This window comes from Streptomyces composti, from assembly GCF_012034205.1.
Classification (GTDB): domain Bacteria; phylum Actinomycetota; class Actinomycetes; order Streptomycetales; family Streptomycetaceae; genus Streptomyces; species Streptomyces composti.
In genome coordinates this window covers 15,286-35,396 of record NZ_JAATEM010000014.1, presented here as the reverse complement: position 1 = coordinate 35,396, position 20,111 = coordinate 15,286, and the positions used below count along the sequence as shown (strand labels likewise).

Annotated in this window: 18 protein-coding genes; 7 read left to right on the top strand and 11 right to left on the bottom strand. The window is 72.0% G+C overall.

What is annotated here, in order from left to right; genetic code table 11:
• Positions 1-30 precede the first annotated feature (30 nt).
• Genes HCJ93_RS13165 through ctaC form a run of 3 tightly spaced genes read right to left on the bottom strand, consistent with a single transcriptional unit; the run spans position 31 to position 3,118 of the window.
• Complete coding sequence (locus HCJ93_RS13165) at positions 31-429, bottom strand: cytochrome c oxidase subunit 4 (protein WP_167994530.1); 399 nt, start codon at positions 427-429, stop codon at positions 31-33.
• Positions 426-2,162 carry an aa3-type cytochrome oxidase subunit I gene (gene ctaD, locus HCJ93_RS13160; protein WP_167994528.1) on the bottom strand — a complete coding sequence of 579 codons (1,737 nt, stop codon included), beginning with the start codon at positions 2,160-2,162 and terminating at the stop codon, positions 426-428. Before ctaD ends, HCJ93_RS13165 begins: the two co-directional genes overlap by 4 nt.
• Entirely contained in the window at positions 2,159-3,118 is a 960-nt protein-coding gene (gene ctaC / locus HCJ93_RS13155) for an aa3-type cytochrome oxidase subunit II (protein WP_167994527.1), read from the bottom strand. Before ctaC ends, ctaD begins: the two co-directional genes overlap by 4 nt.
• Positions 3,119-3,400: 282 nt before the next feature.
• Between ctaC and HCJ93_RS13150 the strand changes: the two genes are divergently transcribed.
• Complete coding sequence (locus HCJ93_RS13150) at positions 3,401-4,780, top strand: cysteine desulfurase/sulfurtransferase TusA family protein (protein ID WP_167994525.1); 1,380 nt, start codon at positions 3,401-3,403, stop codon at positions 4,778-4,780.
• A gap of 19 nt (positions 4,781-4,799) precedes the next feature.
• Here the strand turns inward: HCJ93_RS13150 and HCJ93_RS13145 are convergent, their stop codons facing one another.
• Positions 4,800-5,774 carry a carbohydrate kinase family protein gene (locus tag HCJ93_RS13145; protein ID WP_167994523.1) on the bottom strand — a complete coding sequence of 325 codons (975 nt, stop codon included), beginning with the start codon at positions 5,772-5,774 and terminating at the stop codon, positions 4,800-4,802.
• Positions 5,775-5,902: 128 nt separating this feature from the next.
• Here HCJ93_RS13145 and HCJ93_RS13140 point away from each other — a divergent pair, with 128 nt between their 5' ends.
• Positions 5,903-6,112, top strand: a complete 210-nt coding sequence (locus tag HCJ93_RS13140; protein WP_167994521.1) for a hypothetical protein — start codon at positions 5,903-5,905, stop codon at positions 6,110-6,112.
• A gap of 151 nt (positions 6,113-6,263) precedes the next feature.
• On the top strand, positions 6,264-8,225 hold the full coding sequence (locus HCJ93_RS13135) for a hypothetical protein (protein ID WP_167994519.1): 1,962 nt from the start codon (positions 6,264-6,266) through the stop codon (positions 8,223-8,225).
• 159 nt (positions 8,226-8,384) lie between these two features.
• Here HCJ93_RS13135 and HCJ93_RS13130 read toward each other — a convergent pair whose 3' ends face one another.
• Positions 8,385-8,741, bottom strand: coding sequence for a HesB/IscA family protein (locus tag HCJ93_RS13130; protein ID WP_014672245.1), 357 nt, complete (start codon positions 8,739-8,741; stop codon positions 8,385-8,387).
• Between the two features lie 296 nt (positions 8,742-9,037).
• On the opposite strand from HCJ93_RS13130, the gene nadA reads away from it, so the two are divergent.
• Complete coding sequence (gene nadA, locus HCJ93_RS13125; RefSeq protein WP_507201639.1) at positions 9,038-10,222, top strand: quinolinate synthase NadA; 1,185 nt, start codon at positions 9,038-9,040, stop codon at positions 10,220-10,222.
• Positions 10,223-10,335: 113 nt separating this feature from the next.
• On the opposite strand, the gene HCJ93_RS13120 is transcribed toward nadA, so the two are convergent.
• The 5 genes from HCJ93_RS13120 to HCJ93_RS13100 form a co-directional block, all read right to left on the bottom strand.
• Positions 10,336-13,455: an efflux RND transporter permease subunit gene (locus tag HCJ93_RS13120; RefSeq protein WP_167994516.1), complete on the bottom strand. Its 3,120-nt coding sequence runs from the start codon at positions 13,453-13,455 to the stop codon at positions 10,336-10,338.
• A 161-nt stretch (positions 13,456-13,616) separates the two neighbouring features.
• Positions 13,617-14,300, bottom strand: coding sequence for a response regulator (locus HCJ93_RS13115; protein WP_167994514.1), 684 nt, complete (start codon positions 14,298-14,300; stop codon positions 13,617-13,619).
• 22 nt (positions 14,301-14,322) lie between these two features.
• Positions 14,323-15,576 carry a sensor histidine kinase gene (locus HCJ93_RS13110; RefSeq protein WP_167994512.1) on the bottom strand — a complete coding sequence of 418 codons (1,254 nt, stop codon included), beginning with the start codon at positions 15,574-15,576 and terminating at the stop codon, positions 14,323-14,325.
• Positions 15,577-15,680: 104 nt separating this feature from the next.
• Positions 15,681-15,962, bottom strand: coding sequence for a PspA-associated protein PspAA (pspAA, locus tag HCJ93_RS13105; RefSeq protein ID WP_167994510.1), 282 nt, complete (start codon positions 15,960-15,962; stop codon positions 15,681-15,683).
• Between the two features lie 22 nt (positions 15,963-15,984).
• Positions 15,985-16,770: a PspA/IM30 family protein gene (locus tag HCJ93_RS13100; protein ID WP_277350712.1), complete on the bottom strand. Its 786-nt coding sequence runs from the start codon at positions 16,768-16,770 to the stop codon at positions 15,985-15,987.
• A gap of 328 nt (positions 16,771-17,098) precedes the next feature.
• Here HCJ93_RS13100 and HCJ93_RS13095 point away from each other — a divergent pair, with 328 nt between their 5' ends.
• Positions 17,099-17,698: a DUF3043 domain-containing protein gene (locus tag HCJ93_RS13095; RefSeq protein ID WP_309141394.1), complete on the top strand. Its 600-nt coding sequence runs from the start codon at positions 17,099-17,101 to the stop codon at positions 17,696-17,698.
• A 107-nt stretch (positions 17,699-17,805) separates the two neighbouring features.
• Positions 17,806-18,483 carry a class I SAM-dependent methyltransferase gene (locus HCJ93_RS13090; RefSeq protein ID WP_240967585.1) on the top strand — a complete coding sequence of 226 codons (678 nt, stop codon included), beginning with the start codon at positions 17,806-17,808 and terminating at the stop codon, positions 18,481-18,483.
• A 73-nt stretch (positions 18,484-18,556) separates the two neighbouring features.
• Here the strand turns inward: HCJ93_RS13090 and HCJ93_RS13085 are convergent, their stop codons facing one another.
• Positions 18,557-18,769 (bottom strand): hypothetical protein, encoded by a 213-nt coding sequence (locus HCJ93_RS13085; protein ID WP_167994508.1) that lies wholly within the window; start codon positions 18,767-18,769, stop codon positions 18,557-18,559.
• 114 nt (positions 18,770-18,883) lie between these two features.
• Here HCJ93_RS13085 and HCJ93_RS13080 point away from each other — a divergent pair, with 114 nt between their 5' ends.
• Positions 18,884-20,083, top strand: a complete 1,200-nt coding sequence (locus tag HCJ93_RS13080; RefSeq protein ID WP_167994506.1) for a bifunctional adenosylcobinamide kinase/adenosylcobinamide-phosphate guanylyltransferase — start codon at positions 18,884-18,886, stop codon at positions 20,081-20,083.
• Positions 20,084-20,111 lie beyond the last annotated feature (28 nt).

Genomic DNA, 20,111 nt, shown 5'->3' with positions numbered 1-20,111 from the left:
AGTGTCCGGGCCTCTGGCCGAGTGGTGCCGCTACTGGGTGCGGTTCTCACCGCGGTAGTACTCGAAGACCCAGCCCCAGATGCTGGCCAGGATCAGCGGCATCGCGAAGTACATCAGCCACCAGCCGATGGCGACGGCGAGGAACGCGAAGGCACCGCCGATGCCCAGGAAGAGCGGCTGCCAGCTGTGCGGGCTGAAGAACCCGAGCTCGCCGGCGTCGTCGGCGACGTCCGCCTCCTTGTTGTCCTGGGCGCCCACGTCGACCCGCTTGGCCGTGAAGCCGAGGTAGAAGCCGATCATGATCGCCAGGCCGAAGGCCAGGAAGAGGGCGGTGGTACCGGCCGGCTCCTTCGACCACCAGCCGTAGATCACGGCCATGATGAGGAGGAAGACGCTCAGCCACATGAACATCTTGCCCTGGATCTTCACTTGCCGGCCTCCTTGCTGCCAGCGACGGCCTTCTCGCCGTGACCGATGTTCTCGAGCTCGTCGAGCGCGGCGATCTCAGGGTGGTGCAGGTCGAACGCCGGGGATTCGCTGCGGATGCGCGGCAGGGTGAGGAAGTTGTGCCGCGGCGGCGGGCAGGAGGTCGCCCACTCCAGGGAGCGGCCGTAGCCCCACGGGTCGTCCACGGTGACCGGCTTGCCGTACTTGGCCGTCTTCCAGAGGTTGTAGAGGAACGGCAGGATCGACAGGCCGAGCAGGAAGGACGAGATCGTGGAGACGGTGTTCAGCGCGGTGAAGCCGTCGGCCGCGAGGTAGTCCGCGTACCGGCGGGGCATGCCCTCGGCACCCAGCCAGTGCTGGACCAGGAAGGTGCCGTGGAAGCCGATGAACAGCGTCCAGAAGGTGATCTTGCCGAGCCGCTCGTCGAGCATCTTGCCGGTGAACTTGGGCCACCAGAAGTGGAAGCCCGAGAACATCGCGAACACCACGGTGCCGAACACCACGTAGTGGAAGTGGGCCACCACGAAGTACGAGTCGGAGGCGTGGAAGTCCAGCGGCGGCGAGGCCAGGATGACACCGGTCAGACCACCGAAGGTGAAGGTGATCAGGAAGCCGGCCGCCCACAGCATCGGCGTCTCGAAGGACAGGCTGCCCTTCCACATGGTGCCGATCCAGTTGAAGAACTTCACACCGGTCGGGACCGCGATCAGGAAGGTCATGAAGGAGAAGAACGGCAGCAGCACACCGCCGGTGACGTACATGTGGTGCGCCCACACCGTCACGGACAGACCCGCGATCGCGATGGTCGCGCCGATCAGGCCCATGTAGCCGAACATCGGCTTGCGGGAGAAGACCGGGACGACCTCACTGATGATGCCGAAGAACGGCAGCGCGATGATGTACACCTCTGGGTGGCCGAAGAACCAGAAGAGGTGCTGCCACAGCAGCGCTCCGCCGTTGGCCGAGTCGAAGATGTGCGAGCCGAACTTGCGGTCCGCCTCCAGCGCGAAGAGCGCGGCGGCCAGCACCGGGAAGGCCAGCAGGACCAGCACACCGGTCAGCAGCACGTTCCAGGTGAAGATCGGCATGCGGAACATCGTCATGCCCGGCGCACGCATGCAGATGATCGTGGTGATGAAGTTGACCGAGCCGAGGATGGTGCCGAAGCCGGAGAGGGCCAGACCCATGATCCACATGTCGGCGCCGATGCCCGGCGAGCGGACCGCGTCCGACAGCGGGGAGTAGGCGAACCAGCCGAAGTCGGCGGCGCCGTCCGGCGTGAGGAAACCACCGAGCGCGATCAGCGAGCCGAACGAGTACAGCCAGTAGGCGAACATGTTCAGCCGCGGGAACGCCACGTCGGGCGCGCCGATCTGCAGCGGCATGATCCAGTTCGCGAAGCCTGCGAACAGCGGCGTCGCGAACATCAGCAGCATCACCGTGCCGTGCATGGTGAAGGCCTGGTTGAACTGCTCGTTCGACATGATCTGCGTGCCCGGACGGGCCAGCTCGGCGCGCATGAGGAGCGCCATCACGCCGCCGATCAGGAAGAACGCGAACGACGTCACCAGGTACAGCGTGCCGATCGTCTTGTGGTCGGTGGTCGTCAGCCACTTGACCACGACGCTGCCACGGTTCTGGCGCCGGACCGGCAGCTCGTCCTCGTAGTGGGACCCTGCTGCCGCGGCACCCTGGGGTTCGTTGAGGATGCTCACAGGATGTTCGACTCCCGGTTCTTCTCGTGGCCCGACTGCGGGATGCCCGCGGGCACGTAACCGGTCTGCCCCTTCTTCACGAGGTCCTTCAGGTGCTGCTCGTAGCGCTCAGGGGAGACGACCTTGACGTTGAACAGCATCCGGGAGTGGTCCACGCCGCACAGCTCGGCGCACTTGCCCAGGAAGGTGCCCTCCTTGTTGGGGGTCACCTCGAAGGCGTTGGTGTGGCCCGGGATGACGTCCTGCTTCATCAGGAACGGCACCACCCAGAAGGAGTGGATGACGTCACGAGAGGTCAGGACGAAGCGGACCCGCTTGCCCTCGGGCAGCCACAGGGTGGGGCCCGGGTTGCCGGTCTGCGCGTTGCGGGTGCCGGGGGTACCGCAGTCGTAGACGCCGCCGGCGTTGGCCGGGAAGGCGTCCTTGTAGCGGTTCGGGATCGCGTCGAGCTCGGGGGACTTCTTGGCGTCGCCGGAGGAGCCCTCGACGTTCTCGACGTAGTTGAAGCACCAGCTCCACCGGAAGCCGACCACGTTGACGGTGACGTCGGGCTTCTTCTCGAGCTTCAGCAGCTCGGACTCGTCACGGGCGGTGAAGTAGAACAGCACCGAGACGACGAGGAGCGGAACGACCGTGTACAGCGCCTCGATGGGCATGTTGTACCGGGTCTGCGGAGGAACTTCGACCTTGGTGCGGCTGCGCCGGTGGAAGAAAGCACTCCACAGGATCAGGCCCCACACCAGCACGCCGACGGCGAGCGCGGCAGCCCAGGATCCCTGCCACAGGGAGAGGATCCGCGGAGCCTCTTCCGTGGTCGGGGTGGGCATACCAAGGCGGGGGAAGTCCTCCCATGTGCAACCGGTGGCGGTCGCCAGGACCAGGCCCGCGGTCAGTGCCTGCAGCAGCTTCCGCCGCATCGGGCGCCGCGGCGAGCGGTCGGAGCCGTTGGGACTCACGTAGCGCCTTCCCGAGAGTCTCGCCCGCGCGTAGTGGCTGCGGCCTTCTCGCTGGTCGGTCGCCGCCCTGCGACGGGCAGGGGTTTGGATGTTTATGCGGACCAAACCCTAGCCGACGCCCTCCGAGGGTTCGCGGGGAGGGGTGCCTTCTGGCTCGGGTGGTTCGCTGGTTTGGCGGCGGCGGGTGCGCGGGGTGCAGCGCACCCCGCTGCTCGGCCGCACGGGGACACCGCCCCGCGCCCCTGGGGGCTGCTCCAGTCGGCGGGGTTCTAACGTGGGCGTATGGCCTACTTCGACGCCGCTTCCGGTCTTCCTCTGCACCCCGTCGCCCGGCAGGCGTTGGTGGCGGCGCTGGACGAAGGGTGGGCCGATCCCGCGCGGTTGTACCGGGAGGGGCGCCGGGCCCGGATGCTGCTGGACGCGGCGCGGGAGGCGGCGGCCGAGGCCGTGGGGTGCCGGGCGGACGAGGTGGTGTTCACCCCGTCCGGGACCGCGGCGGTGCACTCGGGGATCGCGGGGGCGCTGGCCGGGCGGCGGCGGGTCGGGGATCACCTGGTCGTGTCCGCGGTCGAACACTCTTCGGTGCTGCACGCGGGGGACGTTCACCGGTCCGGCGGAGGGCCGGTCACCGAGGTGCCGGTGAACCGGCAGGGGGCCGTTGCTCCGTCCGGGTACGCCGAGGCGCTGCGGCCGGACACCGCGCTGGCCTGTCTGCAGTCGGCCAATCACGAGGTGGGAACCGTCCAGCCGGTGGCCGAGGTGGCCGAGGTGTGCGGGGCCGCCGGAGTGCCGCTGCTCGTGGACGCGGCGCAGTCCCTGGGCTGGGGCCCGGTGCCGGGCGGCTGGTCGCTGCTGACCGCCAGCGCCCACAAATGGGGCGGCCCGGCCGGGGTCGGGCTGCTGGTGGTGCGCAAGGGCGTCCGGTTCGCGCCCCAGGGCCCGGTGGACGAGCGGGAGTCGGGACGGGCGCCCGGTTTCGAGAACATTCCGGCGATCGTGGCCGCGGTGGCGGCGCTGCGGGCGGTGCGGGCCGAGGCGGCCGGGGAGGCCGCGCGGCTGCGGGAACTGACGGACCGGATCCGGGCGCGGGTGCCGGAGCTGGTGCCGGACGTGGAGGTGGTCGGCGATCCGGAGCGGCGGCTTCCCGGCATCGTCACCTTCTCGTGTCTCTATGTCGACGGGGAGACCGTGCTGCACGAGCTGGACCGTGCCGGTTTCTCCGTCTCATCCGGTTCGTCCTGCACCAGCAGCACTCTGATGCCCAGCCATGTCCTGAAGGCGATGGGCGTGCTGAGCGAGGGCAACGTCCGCGTGTCGCTGCCGCCGGGCACGGCGGAGGAGGACGTGGAGCGGTTCCTGTCCGTGCTGCCCGGGGTGGTGGGCGAGGTGCGGGAGAAGCTGGGCGCGCCGGCGCCGGCCGCGGCGGCCGTCGAGGAGGACGTCCTGGTGGTGGACGCCCTCGGCCGGCGCTGCCCGATCCCGGTCATCGAACTGGCCAAGGTGATCGACCGGGTGCCGGTGGGCGGCGTGGTCCGGGTGCTCGCCGACGACGAGGCGGCCCGCCTGGACATCCCGGCCTGGTGCGAGATGCGCGGGCAGGAGTACGCCGGCGAGGAACCGGCGGAGCAGGGCACGGCGTACCTGGTCCGCCGGGTCGCCTGACGCGCGGGCGGGGGCGGGGCTACCGCAGGTGCTTGCGGACCTCCTCGGCCGCCTCGTCGCCGTAGGCCTTGGTGAAGCGTTCCATGAAGTGGCCGCGCCGCAGCTGGTACTCCTGGGTGCCGACGGTCTCGATGACGAGGGTGGCAAGCATGCAGCCCACCTGGGCGGCGCGTTCCAGCGAGACGCCCCACACCAGACCGGACAGGAAGCCGGCCCGGAAGGCGTCGCCGACGCCGGTCGGGTCGGCCTTGCGCTCCTCCTCCGGGCAGCCGACCTCGATCGGCTCCTCGCCTGCCTTCTCGATCCGGACCCCCTGCGCGCCGCGCGTGGTGACCCGGTGACCCACCCGCTGCAGGATCTCCTCGTCGCTCCAGCCGGTCTTGGCCTCGATGAGCCCCTTCTCGTACTCGTTGGAGAAGAGGTAGGTGGCCCCGTCCAGCAGTATCCGGATCTCCTCCCCGTTCATCCGGGCGATCTGCTGGGAGAAGTCCGCGGCGAACGGGATGCCCCGGGCGCGGCACTCCTCGGTGTGGCGCAGCATGGCCTCCGGGTCGTCGGCGCCGATGGAGACGAGATCGAGGCCGCCCACCCGGTCGGCGACCGTCTTCAGCTCGATCAGCCGGGCCTCGCTCATGGCGCCGGTGTAGAAGGAGCCGATCTGGTTGTGGTCGGCGTCGGTGGTGCACACGAAGCGGGCGGTGTGCAGCGTGTCGGAGATGCGGACGGAGTCGGTGTCGACGCCGTGCCGTTCCAGCCAGGCCCGGTAGTCCTCGAAGTCGAAGCCGGCGGCGCCGACGAGGATCGGGCGGGTGCCCAGCTGGCCCATCCCGAAGGCGATGTTCGCTCCCACGCCGCCCCGGCGCACGTCGAGGTTGTCGACCAGGAAGGACAGCGAGACCGTGTGGAGCTGGTCCGCGACGAGCTGGTCGGCGAAGCGCCCGGGGAAGGTCATGAGGTGATCGGTGGCGATGGAGCCGGTGACTGCGATGCGCACGGCGTGGTCTCTCCTGAGGGAGGCGGTTTGACACTTCACGCTACCGGGTGGCGGGGATGCGCTGAAGCAGCCAAACTACCCGATAGTAGATCTTTCTTCGTGACCTTCGGCGCGCATACGGTGCGGACATGACGAACCTCGAAGTCCATGCTGCCGACCCGGACCATCTCGACGGCGACCTGACGTCGCTCCGGGGTGACTGCGCCCGCATGGTTCCCCACTGGGCGGCTCCGGAGCGGACCGCCTCCCGGCCGGTACCGCCGTCCCTGATCCACGGCGTGCGGGTGCCCTCGTCGTCGGCGCGGCTGGTGGACGCGATGCCGGACTACGGCGACTGACGGATCCGCCGTCACAGGGGAACCGCGCGCTCCTCCGCTGCGTCCCATCGCCGTCCCCCGAAATGGGGATGCGGGATACGACCCACCAGCAGTCCGGGCAGGACCGGGCATGGGTCGACCGGGACAGCTGTGCAGCCGAAGGAGCGATGCGGTGAACACCGAGCGACCCGACAACGACGACGCCGAGGCGAAGGCCGACGGCAGCGCGCGCGGCACCGGGGAAGCTCCGGGCAGTGAGGAGACGGCCTCCCCCGAGGCCGGGGCGGGCACCGCCGGCGGCGAGCGCGACGCCGGCGAGTCCCCGGCGGGAGCGGAACCGGCCGCCTCCCGCGCGGGGGCGGCGAAGGACGACGCCGCCGACGCCGGGGCGCCCGGGCGGGAGACCGTCGATGCCGGGGCGCCGGAAGCGGAGACCGCCGGCGACCGCGCGTCCGGGCAGGAAGTCACCGGAACGCCGGAGCAGGAGACCGCCGGCGCCGGAACGGCGGAACCGGAGACCGCCGGGACCGGAACGGCCGAGCCGGAGACCGTTCATGCTCGGGTGCCCGACCGGGAGGACCGGGACGCCGGGGTGCCGGAGCACGGTGGTGCGCGCGCCGGGGCCGGGGCCACCGCCGCCGGCCACCCGGACGCCGGCCCGGAGCCCGGGTCCGGGTCGTCGTCCCGGCGGCGCACCCCTGCCCTCATTGCCTCCGTCGCCGCCGCCGTGCTGCTGATCGGCGGAGGCGGGGCGCATCTCGCGACCAGCCTCTCCGGCGGCTCGGGGACGGACAGCACCCCCGGGGCCAACGGGGACGCCACTCCCCCACCGCTGACGCTGGACGGCCACTCCGAGAGCGGGGCGCCCGGGATCGCACCCGGTGAGCCCAACCCGTACGGCGCCGTCTACCGCGCCGACGGCGCGCTCCCCGAGGGCCCGGACTCCGCGCCGGTCTACCGCACGCGCGGCGAGGTCACCGAGGCGCAGGTCACCGAGCTGGCCCGGGCGCTCGGCCTGGACGGCGCGCCCGTGGCCGACGGGCGGGGCTGGCGGATCGGCGGCAAGGACGGCTCGGGGCCCACCCTGCGGGTGGACCGGGCGGCCCCCGGCTCCTGGTCCTTCACCCGGCACACGCCGGGCACCGACAACTGCAAGGGCCCCGACTGCACCCGCAAGCCGCCCGCCGCCGGTGAGCCGCGGATCAGCGAGGCCGCCGCGAAGAAGGCCGCCGCGCCGGTGCTGAAGGCGGCCGGGCAGGACGAGGCCAAGATCGACGCGAGCCGCCCCGCGGGGTCCGGCCGGATGGTGAACGCCCAGCCCGAGATCGGCGGGCTGCCCACCCACGGCTGGACGACCGGGCTGGTCGTGGGCGCCGACGGAGAGATCACCAGCGGCAGCGGCCGGCTGGCCAAGCCGGTGAAGGGCGACACCTACCCGGTGGTGAGCGCCGAGCGGGCGCTGGAGCTGATGAACGCGGCACCCCGCGGCGTGGCCCGGGGCGGCATCGGCGGCTGCGCCACCGCCGTGCCGCTGGACGGGGAACGGACGGAGCAGACCCCGCCCGAGCCGTGCGAGGCGACGGCCTCGCTGCCCGCCTCGCCCGAGAAGGACACGCTGACCGTGGAGAAGGCGGTGTTCGGCCTGGCCGCCCACGCGGTGGACGGGCAGCAGGCGCTGGTGCCGTCCTGGCTGTTCGAGGTGCGCCCCAAGGGCACCTCGGGCACCCTCACCGTGACGCACCCGGCGGTGGAGCCGAAGTACCTCCAGCAGCCCGGGCAGTCGGCCACGGAGCCGGGTGAGCCCGGCGACGAGCCGACGGCGAAGCCCTCCGACCGCGAGGTGGCGGTGGAGGGGTACACCGCCGAGGGCAGCGAGCTGACCGTGGTCTTCTCGGGCGGGGTGTGCGCCGACTACGACGTGCGGACCGAGGAGAGCGGGGACCGGGTGAAGGTCACGGTGACCGAGAGCCCGTGGGCCGGCAAGGTCTGCATCATGATCGCCAAGCAGTACCAGATGACGGTGCGGCTGGACACGCCGCTCGGTGACCGCGAGGTGGTCGGCGCGGACGGCGAGCCGGTCCCGCTGCACAAGGACGGCGCCCGGCTGCCGGCCCCGCCGACCCAGCAGGACTGACCTGTCCGGACGCGCCCGGACAGAAGGACCGGCCGCGCCGGGCCGATGGGTTCCGAGAACCGACCGCGCCGGCAGCACCGGAAACGCCCGAAGGCGGCGGCCCCTCGTCGAGGGGCCGCCGCCTTCGGGCGTTCTGCGGGCCTGGGCCTTCCGTCCGGCTCAGCTGAAGGAGTCGCCGCAGGCGCAGGAGCCGGTGGCGTTGGGGTTGTCGATCGTGAAGCCCTGCTTCTCGATGGTGTCGACGAAGTCGATGGTGGCGCCGCCCAGGTACGGGGCGCTCATGCGGTCGGTGACGACCTTCACACCACCGAAGTCCTTCACCACGTCGCCGTCGAGCGAGCGCTCGTCGAAGAACAGCTGGTACCGCAGACCGGAGCAGCCACCCGGCTGAACGGCCACACGCAGCGCGAGGTCGTCACGGCCTTCCTGGTCGAGCAGGGCCTTGACCTTGGCCGCGGCGGCGTCGGTCAGGATGATGCCGTCGGTGACGGTGGTGGTCTCGTCCGATACGGACATCTACATCTCTCCCGGGTTGTACGGAGACTGCTTGCCGACGGTTGCAACCGGCGGGGCCACGGATTCATTCCGGGCCGGGGCTCGTGGTTCTCGGCTCCTGCTTCATGCTCGCACACGCTCGCCCGAGCCGAAACCGCCCCTTGTGGGACGTTCCGGGAAGCTCCCGGGAATGAACGGCGGGCGCGAGGGATTCACGTCACATGGACGCTATGGCCATCGTCAAAGTGACGTGAAGCGGTTATGATAAATAGCGTCAATTCGACGAGAAGTCGCCAGAAACAGAAAGGGTGCGTGTCGTGACCACCGCCCAGCCCCAGGAGCTCGACGTCCAGCCGACGCCCCTCGCACTGCTGCTCCTCGGCCGCGAGGCCGACCCGAAGAGCGAGCGGGGCGTGGAGTGTCCCGGCGACCTGCCCTCGCCGTCCGACCCGGATCTGGTGGAGCGGGCCCGCAGGGCGAAGGAGAAGCTCGGGGACAAGGTCTTCGTGCTCGGCCACCACTACCAGCGGGACGAGGTCATCCAGTTCGCCGACGTCACGGGTGACTCCTTCAAGCTGGCCCGGGACGCCGCGGCGCGCCCCGAGGCCGAGTACATCGTCTTCTGCGGTGTGCACTTCATGGCCGAGTCCGCGGACATCCTGACGTCCGACGAGCAGAAGGTGGTCCTGCCCGACCTGGCGGCCGGCTGCTCGATGGCCGACATGGCCACCGCCGAGCAGGTCGCCGAGTGCTGGGACGTGCTGACCGAGGCCGGCATGGCCGAGCAGGTCGTGCCGGTGTCGTACATGAACTCCTCCGCCGACATCAAGGCGTTCACGGGCAAGCACGGCGGCACGATCTGCACCTCCTCCAACGCCAAGCGGGCGCTGGACTGGGCCTTCGAGCAGGGCGAGAAGGTGCTGTTCCTGCCCGACCAGCACCTGGGCCGCAACACCGCGGTGCGGGACATGGGCATGTCCCTGGACGACTGCGTGGTCTACAACCCGCACCGGCCCGGCGGCGGGCTGACCGCCGAGGAGCTGCGGGCCGCCAAGATGATCCTGTGGCGCGGGCACTGCTCGGTGCACGGCCGCTTCAACCTCGACTCCGTCAACGACGTGCGCGAGCGCATCCCCGGCGTCAACGTGCTGGTGCACCCCGAGTGCCGGCACGAGGTGGTGGCCGCGGCGGACTACGTCGGGTCCACCGAATACATCATCAAGACGCTGGAGGCTGCCCCGGCCGGCTCCAAGTGGGCCATCGGCACCGAGCTGAACCTGGTGCGCCGCCTGGCGAACCGGTTCGCCCCGGAGGGCAAGGAGGTCGTCTTCCTCGACCGCACGGTGTGCTTCTGCTCGACCATGAACCGCATCGACCTGCCGCACCTGGTGTGGGCGCTGGAGTCGCTCGCCGAGGGCAACCTGGTCAACCGGATCGAGGTCGACAAGGAGACCGAGGCGTTCGCCAAGCTGGCGCTGGAGCGGATGCTGGCGCTGCCGTGAGGCACCGTTCAACGACATGACGAAGGCCCGGTTCCCCGTGCGGGGATCCGGGCCTTCACCGTGTGGGCCGGGGCCGTCCGAGGTCCTGGCCGCCGGACCGGGGCCGCCTCGGGTCAGGTGCCGGCCGGCTCCAGCGCCTCCTTCTCGCGGGCCTTCTCCTTCTCGGCCTCCTTCTTCGCCGCCCGCTTCTTCGCACGGCGCTCCTTGCGCAGCTCGAGCATCGCGTAGAGCGTCGGGACCAGGAGCAGGGTCAGCAGCGTCGAGGTGATCAGACCGCCGATCACCACCACGGCCAGCGGCTGGGCGATGAAGCCGCCCTCGCCGGTGACGCCGAGCGCCATCGGCAGCAGGGCGAAGATGGTCGCCAGGGCGGTCATCAGGATGGGCCGCAGCCGGTGGCGGCCGCCCTCCACGACCGCCTCGACGACGCCGTAGCCCCGCCGTCGGTACTGGTTGATCAGGTCGATCAGCACGATCGCGTTGGTGACCACGATGCCGATCAGCATCAGCATGCCGATCATCGCCGGGACGCCCATCGGGGTGCCCGTGGCGACCAGCAGACCGATCGCGCCGGTCGCCGCGAACGGGATCGCCACCAGCAGGATCAGCGGCTGGGCCAGCGAGCGGAACGTGCCGACCAGCAGCATGAAGACGATGGCGACGGCCGCCAGCATCGCCAGGCCCAGGCTGGCGAACGCCTCCTGCTGGTCCTCGGTGACGCCGCCGATCTCCGCCGTCGCACCCGCCGGCAGGGTCAGGGCGTCGATCTTCGACTGGAGCTGGGCGCTGACCGCGCCGGTGTTGTCACCGGTCGGCCTGGCGGTGACGGTCGCCGCACGCTGGCCGTCGATCCGGGTCATCGACACCGGGCCGTCCACCAGCTCGACGGTGGCGAGGTCGCCCAGCTTCGCCCCGCCCAGGTCCAGCTTCTTCAGCCCGGCGAGACTGGTGGCGGGCTCGGCCGAGGCGATGACGACATCCCGCTCGACGCCGTCCAGGACGGCCGTGCCGGCCGAGGTGCCCCGGACCGCCTGGGCGACGGCCGCGCCGAGGGTCCGCTCGTCGAACCCGGCAGCGGCGGCCCGCTGACCGGCCTTCACCGAGATCCGCGGCACGCTCTGTGCCAGGTCGCTGGTGACGTCGGTGACGTCGTCCAGGGAGGCCACGGCCTGCTGCACCTGGTCGGCGGCCTTGCGCAGCACCTGCGGGTCGGCGGCCTTGACGATCACGCTCAGGTCCTGGCTGCCGAAGCCGTCGCCGGCCGCGATGGTGGTGGTGCCGATGCCGTCCAGCCGGTCGAGCCCGTCCTCCAGCCGGTCCTGGACGTCCTCGAAGGAGGCGGAGTCCTCCAGCATCACCTGGTACATCGCCTGGTTGGTGTCGGTGCCGCCGCCGAAGGCCGCCATCCAGCCCGACGAGCCGACCGTCACCTGGTAGTCCTTGACGCCCTCGGTGCGGGAGAGCAGCCGCTCGACCTTCTTCGCCTGGGCGTCGGTGGCCGCCAGGCTGGTGCCGGGCTTCAGCTCCTGCCGGACGGTCAGGACCTTCTGCGCGCCCTGGTCGAAGAAGTTGGTCTTCAGCAGGGGTGCCATGGCGAAGGTGCCGATCAGCACCACGACCGCGATGGCCACACTGGCCAGCCGGCGCCGGGTGGCGAAGCGCAGCACCGGCACGTAGATCCGCTGCAGCCGGCTGCGGGCCTCCTTCTCCTCGGCCAGCCTGCGGGCCTCCTCGGCGTCCTCGGGGGTGCCCTTGGGGGCGCGCAGGAACCAGTACGACAGGACCGGCACCACCGTCAGCGACACCAGCAGGGAGGCCAGCAGCGCCGCGGTGACGGTGAGGCTGAAGGAGCCGAACAGCTCGCCGACCATGCCGCCGACCAGGCCGATCGGCAGGAAGACGGCGACCGTGGTGAGGGTGGAGGAGGTCACCGCTCCGGCGACCTCGCGGACCGCGCCGAGGATGGCCGCGCGGCGCTCCTCTCCGTAGCCGAGGTGCCGCTTGATGTTCTCCAGGACGACGATCGAGTCGTCCACGACCCGGCCGACGGCGATGGTCAGTGCGCCCAGGGTGAGCATGTTCAGCGACAGGTCGCGCGTCCACAGCACGATCAGCGCCAGCACCACGGACAGCGGGATGGACACCGCGGTGACCAGCGTCGAGCGGACCGACGCCAGGAAGACCAGGATGACCAGCACCGCGAAGAGCAGGCCGAGCGCGCCCTCGGTGGTCAGGCCCTCGATGGCGTCGGAGACGGCCGGTCCCTGGTCGCTGACCACGGTGAGGCTCGCGCCGGCGCCGAGCTGTTCGCGCAGCTCGGGCAGCTTGTCCTGGACGGCCTCGGAGATGGCGACGGCGCTGCCGTCGTGGTCCATGGTGGCCATCACGGCGAGGCTGGGCCTGCCGTTGGTGCGGGTGAGGGATTCGGCGCGCGCCTCCTGCTGCTTCACCTCGGCCACGTCGCCGAGCCGGACCGGCTTGCCCTTGCCGGGCCCGGCGGTGACCCTCAGGTCCTCGATCTGCCGCAGCGAGGTGAAGCCGCCGCCGACCTGGACGGTGCGGTTGGCGCCGTCCTCGTCGAAGGAGCCCGCGGGGACGGTCGCGCCGCCCGCCTGCAGGGCCTCGGCCAGCGCCTGCGGGGTCAGGCCGGCCCCGGCCAGCTTCGCGGGATCGGGGGTGACGGTGACCTGGAGGTCGCGCACGCCGTCGACGGTGACCTGGCCGACGCCGTCGATGTCCTCGAGGGCGGGCACCACCGTCCGGTCGAGCTGGTCGGCGAGCGCCTGCTGGTCCTTGTCGGAGGTGACGGCGAGCACCACGGTCGGGATGTCGTCGGTGGAACCGGCCACCACCTGCGGATCGACGCCGTCCGGGAGCTGGGCGCGGGCCCGGTTGACGGCCTGCTGGACATCGGCGACGAGCTGCTTCGTGTTGTTGCCGTAGTCGAAGGACGCCATGATCACGGCGCTGCCCTCGGAGGCCGTGGAGGTGACGCCGGTGAGGCCGTCGACGGACTCGAGGTGGTTCTCGATGGGCTCGACGACCTGCTTCTCCACGACGTCCGGGGAAGCTCCCTGGTAGGGCGCGACCACGGAGACCATCGGCAGCTCGATGGTGGGCAGCAGCTGCTGTTTCAGCTGGGGTATCGCGATCGCCCCGAAGACGAGCGCGACGATCGACATCAGTCCGATCAGTGCCCGTTGCGCGAGGCTGAACCTGGACAGCCAGGACATGGGTCAGGGTCTCTCTTCTGTTGGGCGGACGTACAGACGCACGGATGGGCGCAGCCGGGCGCCCGTGCTACACCCTGGGGCACGTGAGAGGGCCGATCCGTAGCCTTGAGGGGCGATTCCTCCGGCGGCCCCTACTCCGCCCGCAGTACGCCCGCCCCGGGTCAGTCCACCCTCGGACGGACCAGGCCCGACTCGTAGGCGATCACCACCAGCTGGGCGCGGTCGCGGGCGCCCAGCTTGGTCATGGCCCGGTTGACGTGCGTCTTCACGGTGAGCGGGCTGACCTCGAGGCGTTCGGCGATCTCGCCGTTGGAGTGCCCGCCCGCGACCTGCACCAGCACCTCGCGCTCGCGTCCGGTGAGCGCGGCGAGGCGGTCGGCGCGGGCCGGGTCGGTGCCGTCGCCGTCGCCTCCCTCCTGGGCGAGGAAGCGGGCGATCAGGCCTTTGGTGGCGGCCGGGGACAGCAGCGCCTCGCCCGCGGCGGCGATGCGGATGGCGTTCAGCAGCTCGTCGGGCTCGGAGCCCTTGCCGAGGAAGCCGGAGGCGCCCGCGCGCAGCGCCTGCACCACGTAGTCGTCGACCTCGAAGGTGGTCAGGATGACCACGCGCACCCCGGCGAGCTCCGGGTCGGCGCAGATGGTGCGGGTGGCGGCCAGGCCGTCGGTGCCCGGCATGCGGATGTCCATCAGGACGACGTCGGCGCGCCGCTCGCGGGCCAGGCGCACCGCCTCGGCACCGTCGGCTGCCTCGCCGACCACCTCCATGTCCGGCTCGGAGTCGACGAGCACCTTGAAGGCGCTGCGCAGCAGGGCCTGGTCGTCGGCGAGCAGGACACGGACGGTCATGCGGGCTCCCCCTGGGTGCGGCTCACGGGCCGCCCGCGGCGTCCCCGGACGCGGTGGACGCGGCGGACGCGGCGGACGTGCGGGTCTGGACGGGCAGGATCGCATGGACGCGGAAGCCGCCGCCGTAGCGGGGGCCGGTGGTCAGGGTGCCGCGCAGGGCGGTGACGCGTTCCCGCATGCCGAGCAGTCCGTGGCCGCCGCCGGGTGCGCTCTCCTGGTCCCGGCCGCCGGCGCCGTCGTCGAGCACGGTGACCTCGACATGGGGTCCGACCCGGACGATGCTGACCTCGGCCCGGGCGTCGGAGCCCGCGTGCTTCTGCACGTTGGTGAGGGCCTCCTGGATGATCCGGTAGGCGGCGAGGTCGACGGCGGCGGGCAGATCGGTGTCCTGGTCGGCGCGGGCCACCTCGACCGTGAGGCCGGCGCTGCGGAAGGTGCCGACGAGTTCGTCGAGCCGGTCCAGGCCGGGGGCGGGCTCGGTGGGTGCCTCGGGGTCGCCGGACTGGCGCAGCAGACCGACGGTGGCGCGCAGCTCGTCGAGCGCGGTGCGGCTGGCCTCGCGCACGTGGGACAGGGCCTCCTTGGCCTGGTCGGGCCGCCGGTCCATGACGTGCGCGGCGACCCCGGCCTGCACATTGACCAATGCGATGTGATGGGCGACCACGTCGTGCAGGTCGCGGGCGATGCGCAGGCGCTCCTCGGCGACCCGGCGGCGGGCCTCCTCCTCGCGGGTGCGTTCGGCCCGCTCGGCGCGTTCGCGGATGGCCTGGACGAAGGCGCGGCGGCTGCGCACCGCGTCGCCGGCGGTGGCGCCGATGCCGGTCCAGGCGAACAGGGCGAGGTTCTCCTGCGCGTACCAGGGCAGCGGTCCCGCGGCCATGGCGGTGCCGGTCAGCACGGTCATGGTGAGCAGACCGACGCGCCAGGTGGTGGGCCGGTCGGTGGTGGCGGCGACCGTGTAGAGGGCGATCACCGCGCTCATGGCGACGGGGGCGCGCGGGTCGCCGGTGACCGACTCGGTGAGGGAGAGGGCCGAGGTCACCGCGAGGACGGTACGCGGGGCGCGGCGGCGCAGCACCAGGGCCGCGGCGCCGAAGGCCATCAGGACCAGGCTGAGCGGGTGGGGGGTGCGCAGGCCCCAGTCGGTGCCCTGCGGGTCGTGCGGCTCGATGACGGAGCCGCCGAGCATGCACAGCAGCACGCCGGCCGCGAGCGCGGCGTCCAGGGCCAGGGGGTGGGTCTTGGCGTAGCGTCTGGCCCGCTGGAACGTGGTCACGGGCATGTACCGTAGCCCGGCCGCGCGCCTCCGGGCTGCCGCCGTCCGCCGACCGGGCCCGCCCCGGAGCGGAGGGCGGGCCGCGGCTCACCGGGCCGCATGGCTCAGGGGCCCGGGATCAGACCGTCGTCGCTCAGCAGTTCCTGGACCTCCGCGATGGTGGCGTCCGGGGACGGGAGGATCAGGTCGGACGGTTCCAGGAAGTCGTCCGGCAGCGGCTCGCCCAGTTCGCGGACCTTCGACAGCAGGGCCTGGAGCGTGGCGCGGAAGCCGGGGCCGTCGCCGTTGTTCATCTCGGCGAGGAGCTCCTCGTCGAGTTTGTTCAGTTCGGCGAGGTGGCTCTCGGACAGAGCCACCTGCCCCTCCCCCATGATCCGTACGATCACGACGCCTCCTCGGCGTGGGCTGTCACTGCTTGTCGAAGCGCGGGGTGTCCTGCGGCTGCTGCTGCGCCTGCTGCTGGCCGTTGCCGCCCTCGATGGCCTGCTGGCCACCCGTGCTGCCGCCGGCCAGCTCGGCCTTCATGCGCTGCAGCTCCAGCTCCACATCCGTACCACCGGAGAGGCGGTCGAGCTCGGCCTGGATGTCGTCCTTGTGCATGCCGGACTGGTCGTCGAGCGCGCCGGAGGCGAGCAGCTCGTCGATCGCACCGGCGCGCGCCTGGAGCTGGGCGGTCTTGTCCTCGGCGCGCTGGATGGCCAGGCCCACGTCGCCCATCTCCTCGGAGATGCCGGAGAAGGCCTCGCCGATCCGGGTCTGTGCCTGGGCGGCGGTGTAGGTGGCCTTGATGGTCTCCTTCTTGGTGCGGAAGGCGTCCACCTTGGCCTGGAGCCGCTGGGCCGCCAGGGTGAGCTTCTCCTCCTCGCCCTGGAGCGTGGCGTGCTGGGTCTCCAGGTCCGTCACCTGCTGCTGCAGGGCGGCGCGGCGGGAGAGCGCCTCGCGGGCGAGGTCCTCGCGGCCCAGCGCGAGCGCCTTGCGGCCCTGGTCCTCCAGCTTGGCGGACTGCGACTGGAGCTGGTTGAGCTGGAGCTCCAAGCGCTTGCGGCTGGTCGCCACGTCGGCGACGCCGCGGCGCACCTTCTGGAGCAGCTCCAGCTGCTTCTGGTACGAGTAATCGAGGGTCTCGCGCGGGTCCTCGGCCCGGTCAAGGGCCTTGTTCGCCTTCGCGCGGAAGATCATCCCCATACGCTTCATGACACCGCTCATGGGCTTCGCGCGCCCCCTTCTGACCGACTTCAGCTCCAGCACCTGCGACAGAACCCACAGTACGGGCCCTGACTCCATTACCGCACTGTCCGGGGACGGATGGGCTCATCCCCAAGGACGACTGAGCATCCTCTCCGATCCGGCGCAAGGAGTAGGTGATCCCCGAATCCGGCCGGCCGGCAGACCCGGAGACGGACACGGAGTCTCCCCCGTGCCCCCTCTGTGTACCCTCTGTCCCCTTACAGACGAGTGGTGTTGCCGGATCGTTCCCCACGGGGGTGGGGTCCAACCCCGGCACCCCGTACCCTTGGGTTTTGTGTTCCGTAGCCGTGCCAAGGAAGAGAAGGCACCTGCCGCCGACAAGGCGACGGTGACCACCTCCAAGCAGACCCGTCACCCCGAGGCCCCCAAGGGCCGCCCCACGCCCAAGCGGAGCGTGGCGCAGTCCCAGCGCCGCAGCGTGGCCAATACGCCGATGACGCGCAAGGAGGCCGCGAGGCGCCAGCGCGAGGAGCGGCGGGCCGCGCTCGAGCGGCAGCGCCAGGCGCTCGCCAGCGGCGACGAGCGGTACCTGCCGGCCCGCGACAAGGGCCCGGTGCGCCGGTTCGCCCGCGACTTCGTCGACTCGCGGTTCAACATCGCCGAGTTCTTCCTGCCGATGGCCGTGATCATCCTCGTGCTGAGCATGATCCGCATCCCGGCGCTGCAGAGCATCGCGCTGCTGCTGTGGCTGGTGGTGATCGTGACCATCGTGCTGGACTCGATCGTCACCGGCTTCCGGCTGAAGAAGGTGCTCGCGGAGCGCTTCCCCGACGACAACCGCCGCGGCGCGGTGGCCTACGCGCTGATGCGTTCGCTGCAGATGCGCCGGCTGCGGCTGCCGAAGCCCCAGGTCAAGCGCGGGGAGCGGCCCTGAGCGCGACGCCGTTCGCCGACGACGCGACCGGGGCCCGGCTGAGCGAGCTCGGCGGCCTGCGGGACGTCGTACGGCAGGAACTCGTCTCCCGCCAGCTGGACGAGCAGATGGCCGCCCGCTTCGCGGTCGGGAGGCGGCTGCGGGTGCTGGACGTCGGCATGGGCCAGGGCACGCAGGCGCTGCGGCTGGCCCGTGCCGGGCACACGGTGACCGGGCTCGAGCGGGACGCGACGATGATCGCCGCCGCGCGCGAGGCGCTCGCCCGGGAGCCGGAGGGCATCCGGGCGCGCATGCGGATCATCGAGGGCGACGGCAGGGACACCGGTGTGCACTTCCTGCCGGGCAGCTTCGACGTGGTGCTCTGCCACGGGGTGCTGATGTACGTGGAGGAGCCGGACCCGCTGGTGGCGGGGCTGGCCCGGATGCTCGCCCCGGGCGGGCTGCTGTCGCTGCTGGTGCGCAACGGCGACGCGCTGGCGATGCGGCCGGGTCTCGCCGGTGACTGGGCGGGCGCGCTGGCGGCCTTCGGCACCACCGCCTACACCAACCGGCTCGGTCTTGACGCGCGCGCCGACCGGCTGAAGGACCTGACGGCGACCCTGGCGGGGATCGGGGCGCCGCTGCACGCCTGGTACGGGGTGCGGGTCTTCACGGACACGGCGGCCGACGGCGCGAAGGCGCCCGAGGATCTGGAGACGCTGCTCGCGGTCGAGGAGCGCGCGGGGCGCACCGACCCGTACCGCGGAGTGGCGGCGCTGCTCCATCTGTGCGGGGTGCGCGGCTGAGCCCGCGCCGCCCGGCGTGCGCGGGGCGAGGGCCGGGCGGCCCCCGCCCGGCGGTCTCAGGCCCCGGCCCGGCTCACGACTCGTCGGCGTGCAGGCTCATCGGGCCGTAGACCTCGGTGCCGTCCTCCAGCAGCCGCACCTGGTCGGCGCCGCCCTCCAGCAGGGCCTTCCAGTTCTCCCCGATCCAGGACTCGGCGTCCCCCTGGGTGGAGAACTCCTCCACCGGCACGGCCGGCTCGACCTGTGTCCCGTCGGACTTCTCGAACCGCCACGTCCATGCCGCCATGTACGCCTCCCAGGGTGTGAGCACACTGCGCCGAGACGGCCGGAACCCGGTCCGGCCGCTGCCCAGAGCCTAGTCGGACGCGCACGAGCTGTGGGGACACGCGAAAATCGGGGCGTGGAACTCACTCTGCTCGGTACCGGTGCCCCCGCGGGACTGCCCCGCCCCGACTGCCCCTGCGCCGTGTGCGCCTGTGCGCTGGGGCCCGACGCGCGGGCGGCGACCGCCGCTCTGGTGGACGGGGCGCTGCTGCTGGATCTGACGCCGGGTGCGGCGTTCGCCGCGGCGCGGGCCGGGCGGTCGCTGAGCGGGGTGCAGCAGGTGCTGCTGTCGCATCCGCACAACGGTCCGGCGGTCGAGGTGCCGGCCGGGCTGCCGCAGCCGGGCCGGGTGCCGGACGGCCAGGAGCTGACGCTGCTGACCGGGCACCGGGTGCTGGCCATGGCGCTGGACGCGCCCGGCACCGGCTACTCGGTCACCGGGCCTGACGGGGAGCGGCTGCTGTATCTGCCGCCGGGCGGGGCGCCGGCCGGTCTCGAGGATGCGGCCGAGCCGTACGACATGGTGCTGCTCGACGTGGTGGGGCGGCCGGACGCGCTGGCGAGGCTGCGCGAGGCGGGCGCGGCCGGGCCGACCACGGACGTGGTCGCCGTGCACGTCGACCACGACGTGCCGCCCGGCGCGGAGCTGCGGCGCCGGCTCGCCGCGGCCGGGGCGCGCGCCGTGCCGGACGGGACGTCGCTGCGGGTGGGCGCCTACGAGGAGGTGCCCGACGTGCCGCGGCGGACGCTGGTGCTCGGCGGGGCGCGGTCCGGCAAGTCGGTGGAGGCCGAGCGGCGCCTGGAGTCCTTCCCCGAGGTGCTGTACGTGGCGACCGGCGGCTCGCGCAACGGGGACACCGAGTGGGCGGCGCGGGTGGCGGCGCATCAGGAGCGGCGGCCGGGGTCGTGGCGGACCGTGGAGACCTGCGATCTGGTGCCGCTGCTGAAGGACGACGGGCCGCCGCTGCTGATCGACTGCCTGTCGCTGTGGCTGACCGACGCGATGGACGCGGCCGGCGCGTGGGACGACGCGGAGTGGGCGGGCGGCGGGGAGCGGATGCTGCGCGAACGGGTGCGGGAGCTGACGAGCGCGGTGCGCCAGACCGCGCGGACGGTGGTCGCGGTGTCCAACGAGGTGGGGTCGGGGATCGTGCCCTCCACCGCGTCCGGCCGCCGCTACCGGGACGAACTGGGGCGGCTGAACGCGGCGTTCGCCCAGGAGTGCGAGCAGGTGCTGCTGGTGGTGGCGGGCCAGGCGGTCGTGCTGCGCGGCTGACCGCCGCGTCGGCGTGCCGCCGCCGTCC

Bases quoted from the DNA above. Each gene is read 5' to 3' on its own strand.
- HCJ93_RS13150 (WP_167994525.1), top strand. From the start codon at position 3,401: ATGGCCTACTTCGACGCCGCTTCCGGTCTTCCTCTGCACCCCGTCGCC.
- HCJ93_RS13140 (WP_167994521.1), top strand. From the start codon at position 5,903: ATGACGAACCTCGAAGTCCATGCTGCCGACCCGGACCATCTCGACGGC.
- HCJ93_RS13130 (WP_014672245.1), bottom strand. From the start codon at position 8,741: ATGTCCGTATCGGACGAGACCACCACCGTCACCGACGGCATCATCCTG.
- HCJ93_RS13120 (WP_167994516.1), bottom strand. From the start codon at position 13,455: ATGTCCTGGCTGTCCAGGTTCAGCCTCGCGCAACGGGCACTGATCGGA.
- HCJ93_RS13115 (WP_167994514.1), bottom strand. From the start codon at position 14,300: ATGACCGTCCGTGTCCTGCTCGCCGACGACCAGGCCCTGCTGCGCAGC.
- HCJ93_RS13100 (WP_277350712.1), bottom strand. From the start codon at position 16,770: ATGAAGCGTATGGGGATGATCTTCCGCGCGAAGGCGAACAAGGCCCTT.
- HCJ93_RS13090 (WP_240967585.1), top strand. From the start codon at position 17,806: ATGGCCGCCCGCTTCGCGGTCGGGAGGCGGCTGCGGGTGCTGGACGTC.
- HCJ93_RS13085 (WP_167994508.1), bottom strand. From the start codon at position 18,769: ATGGCGGCATGGACGTGGCGGTTCGAGAAGTCCGACGGGACACAGGTC.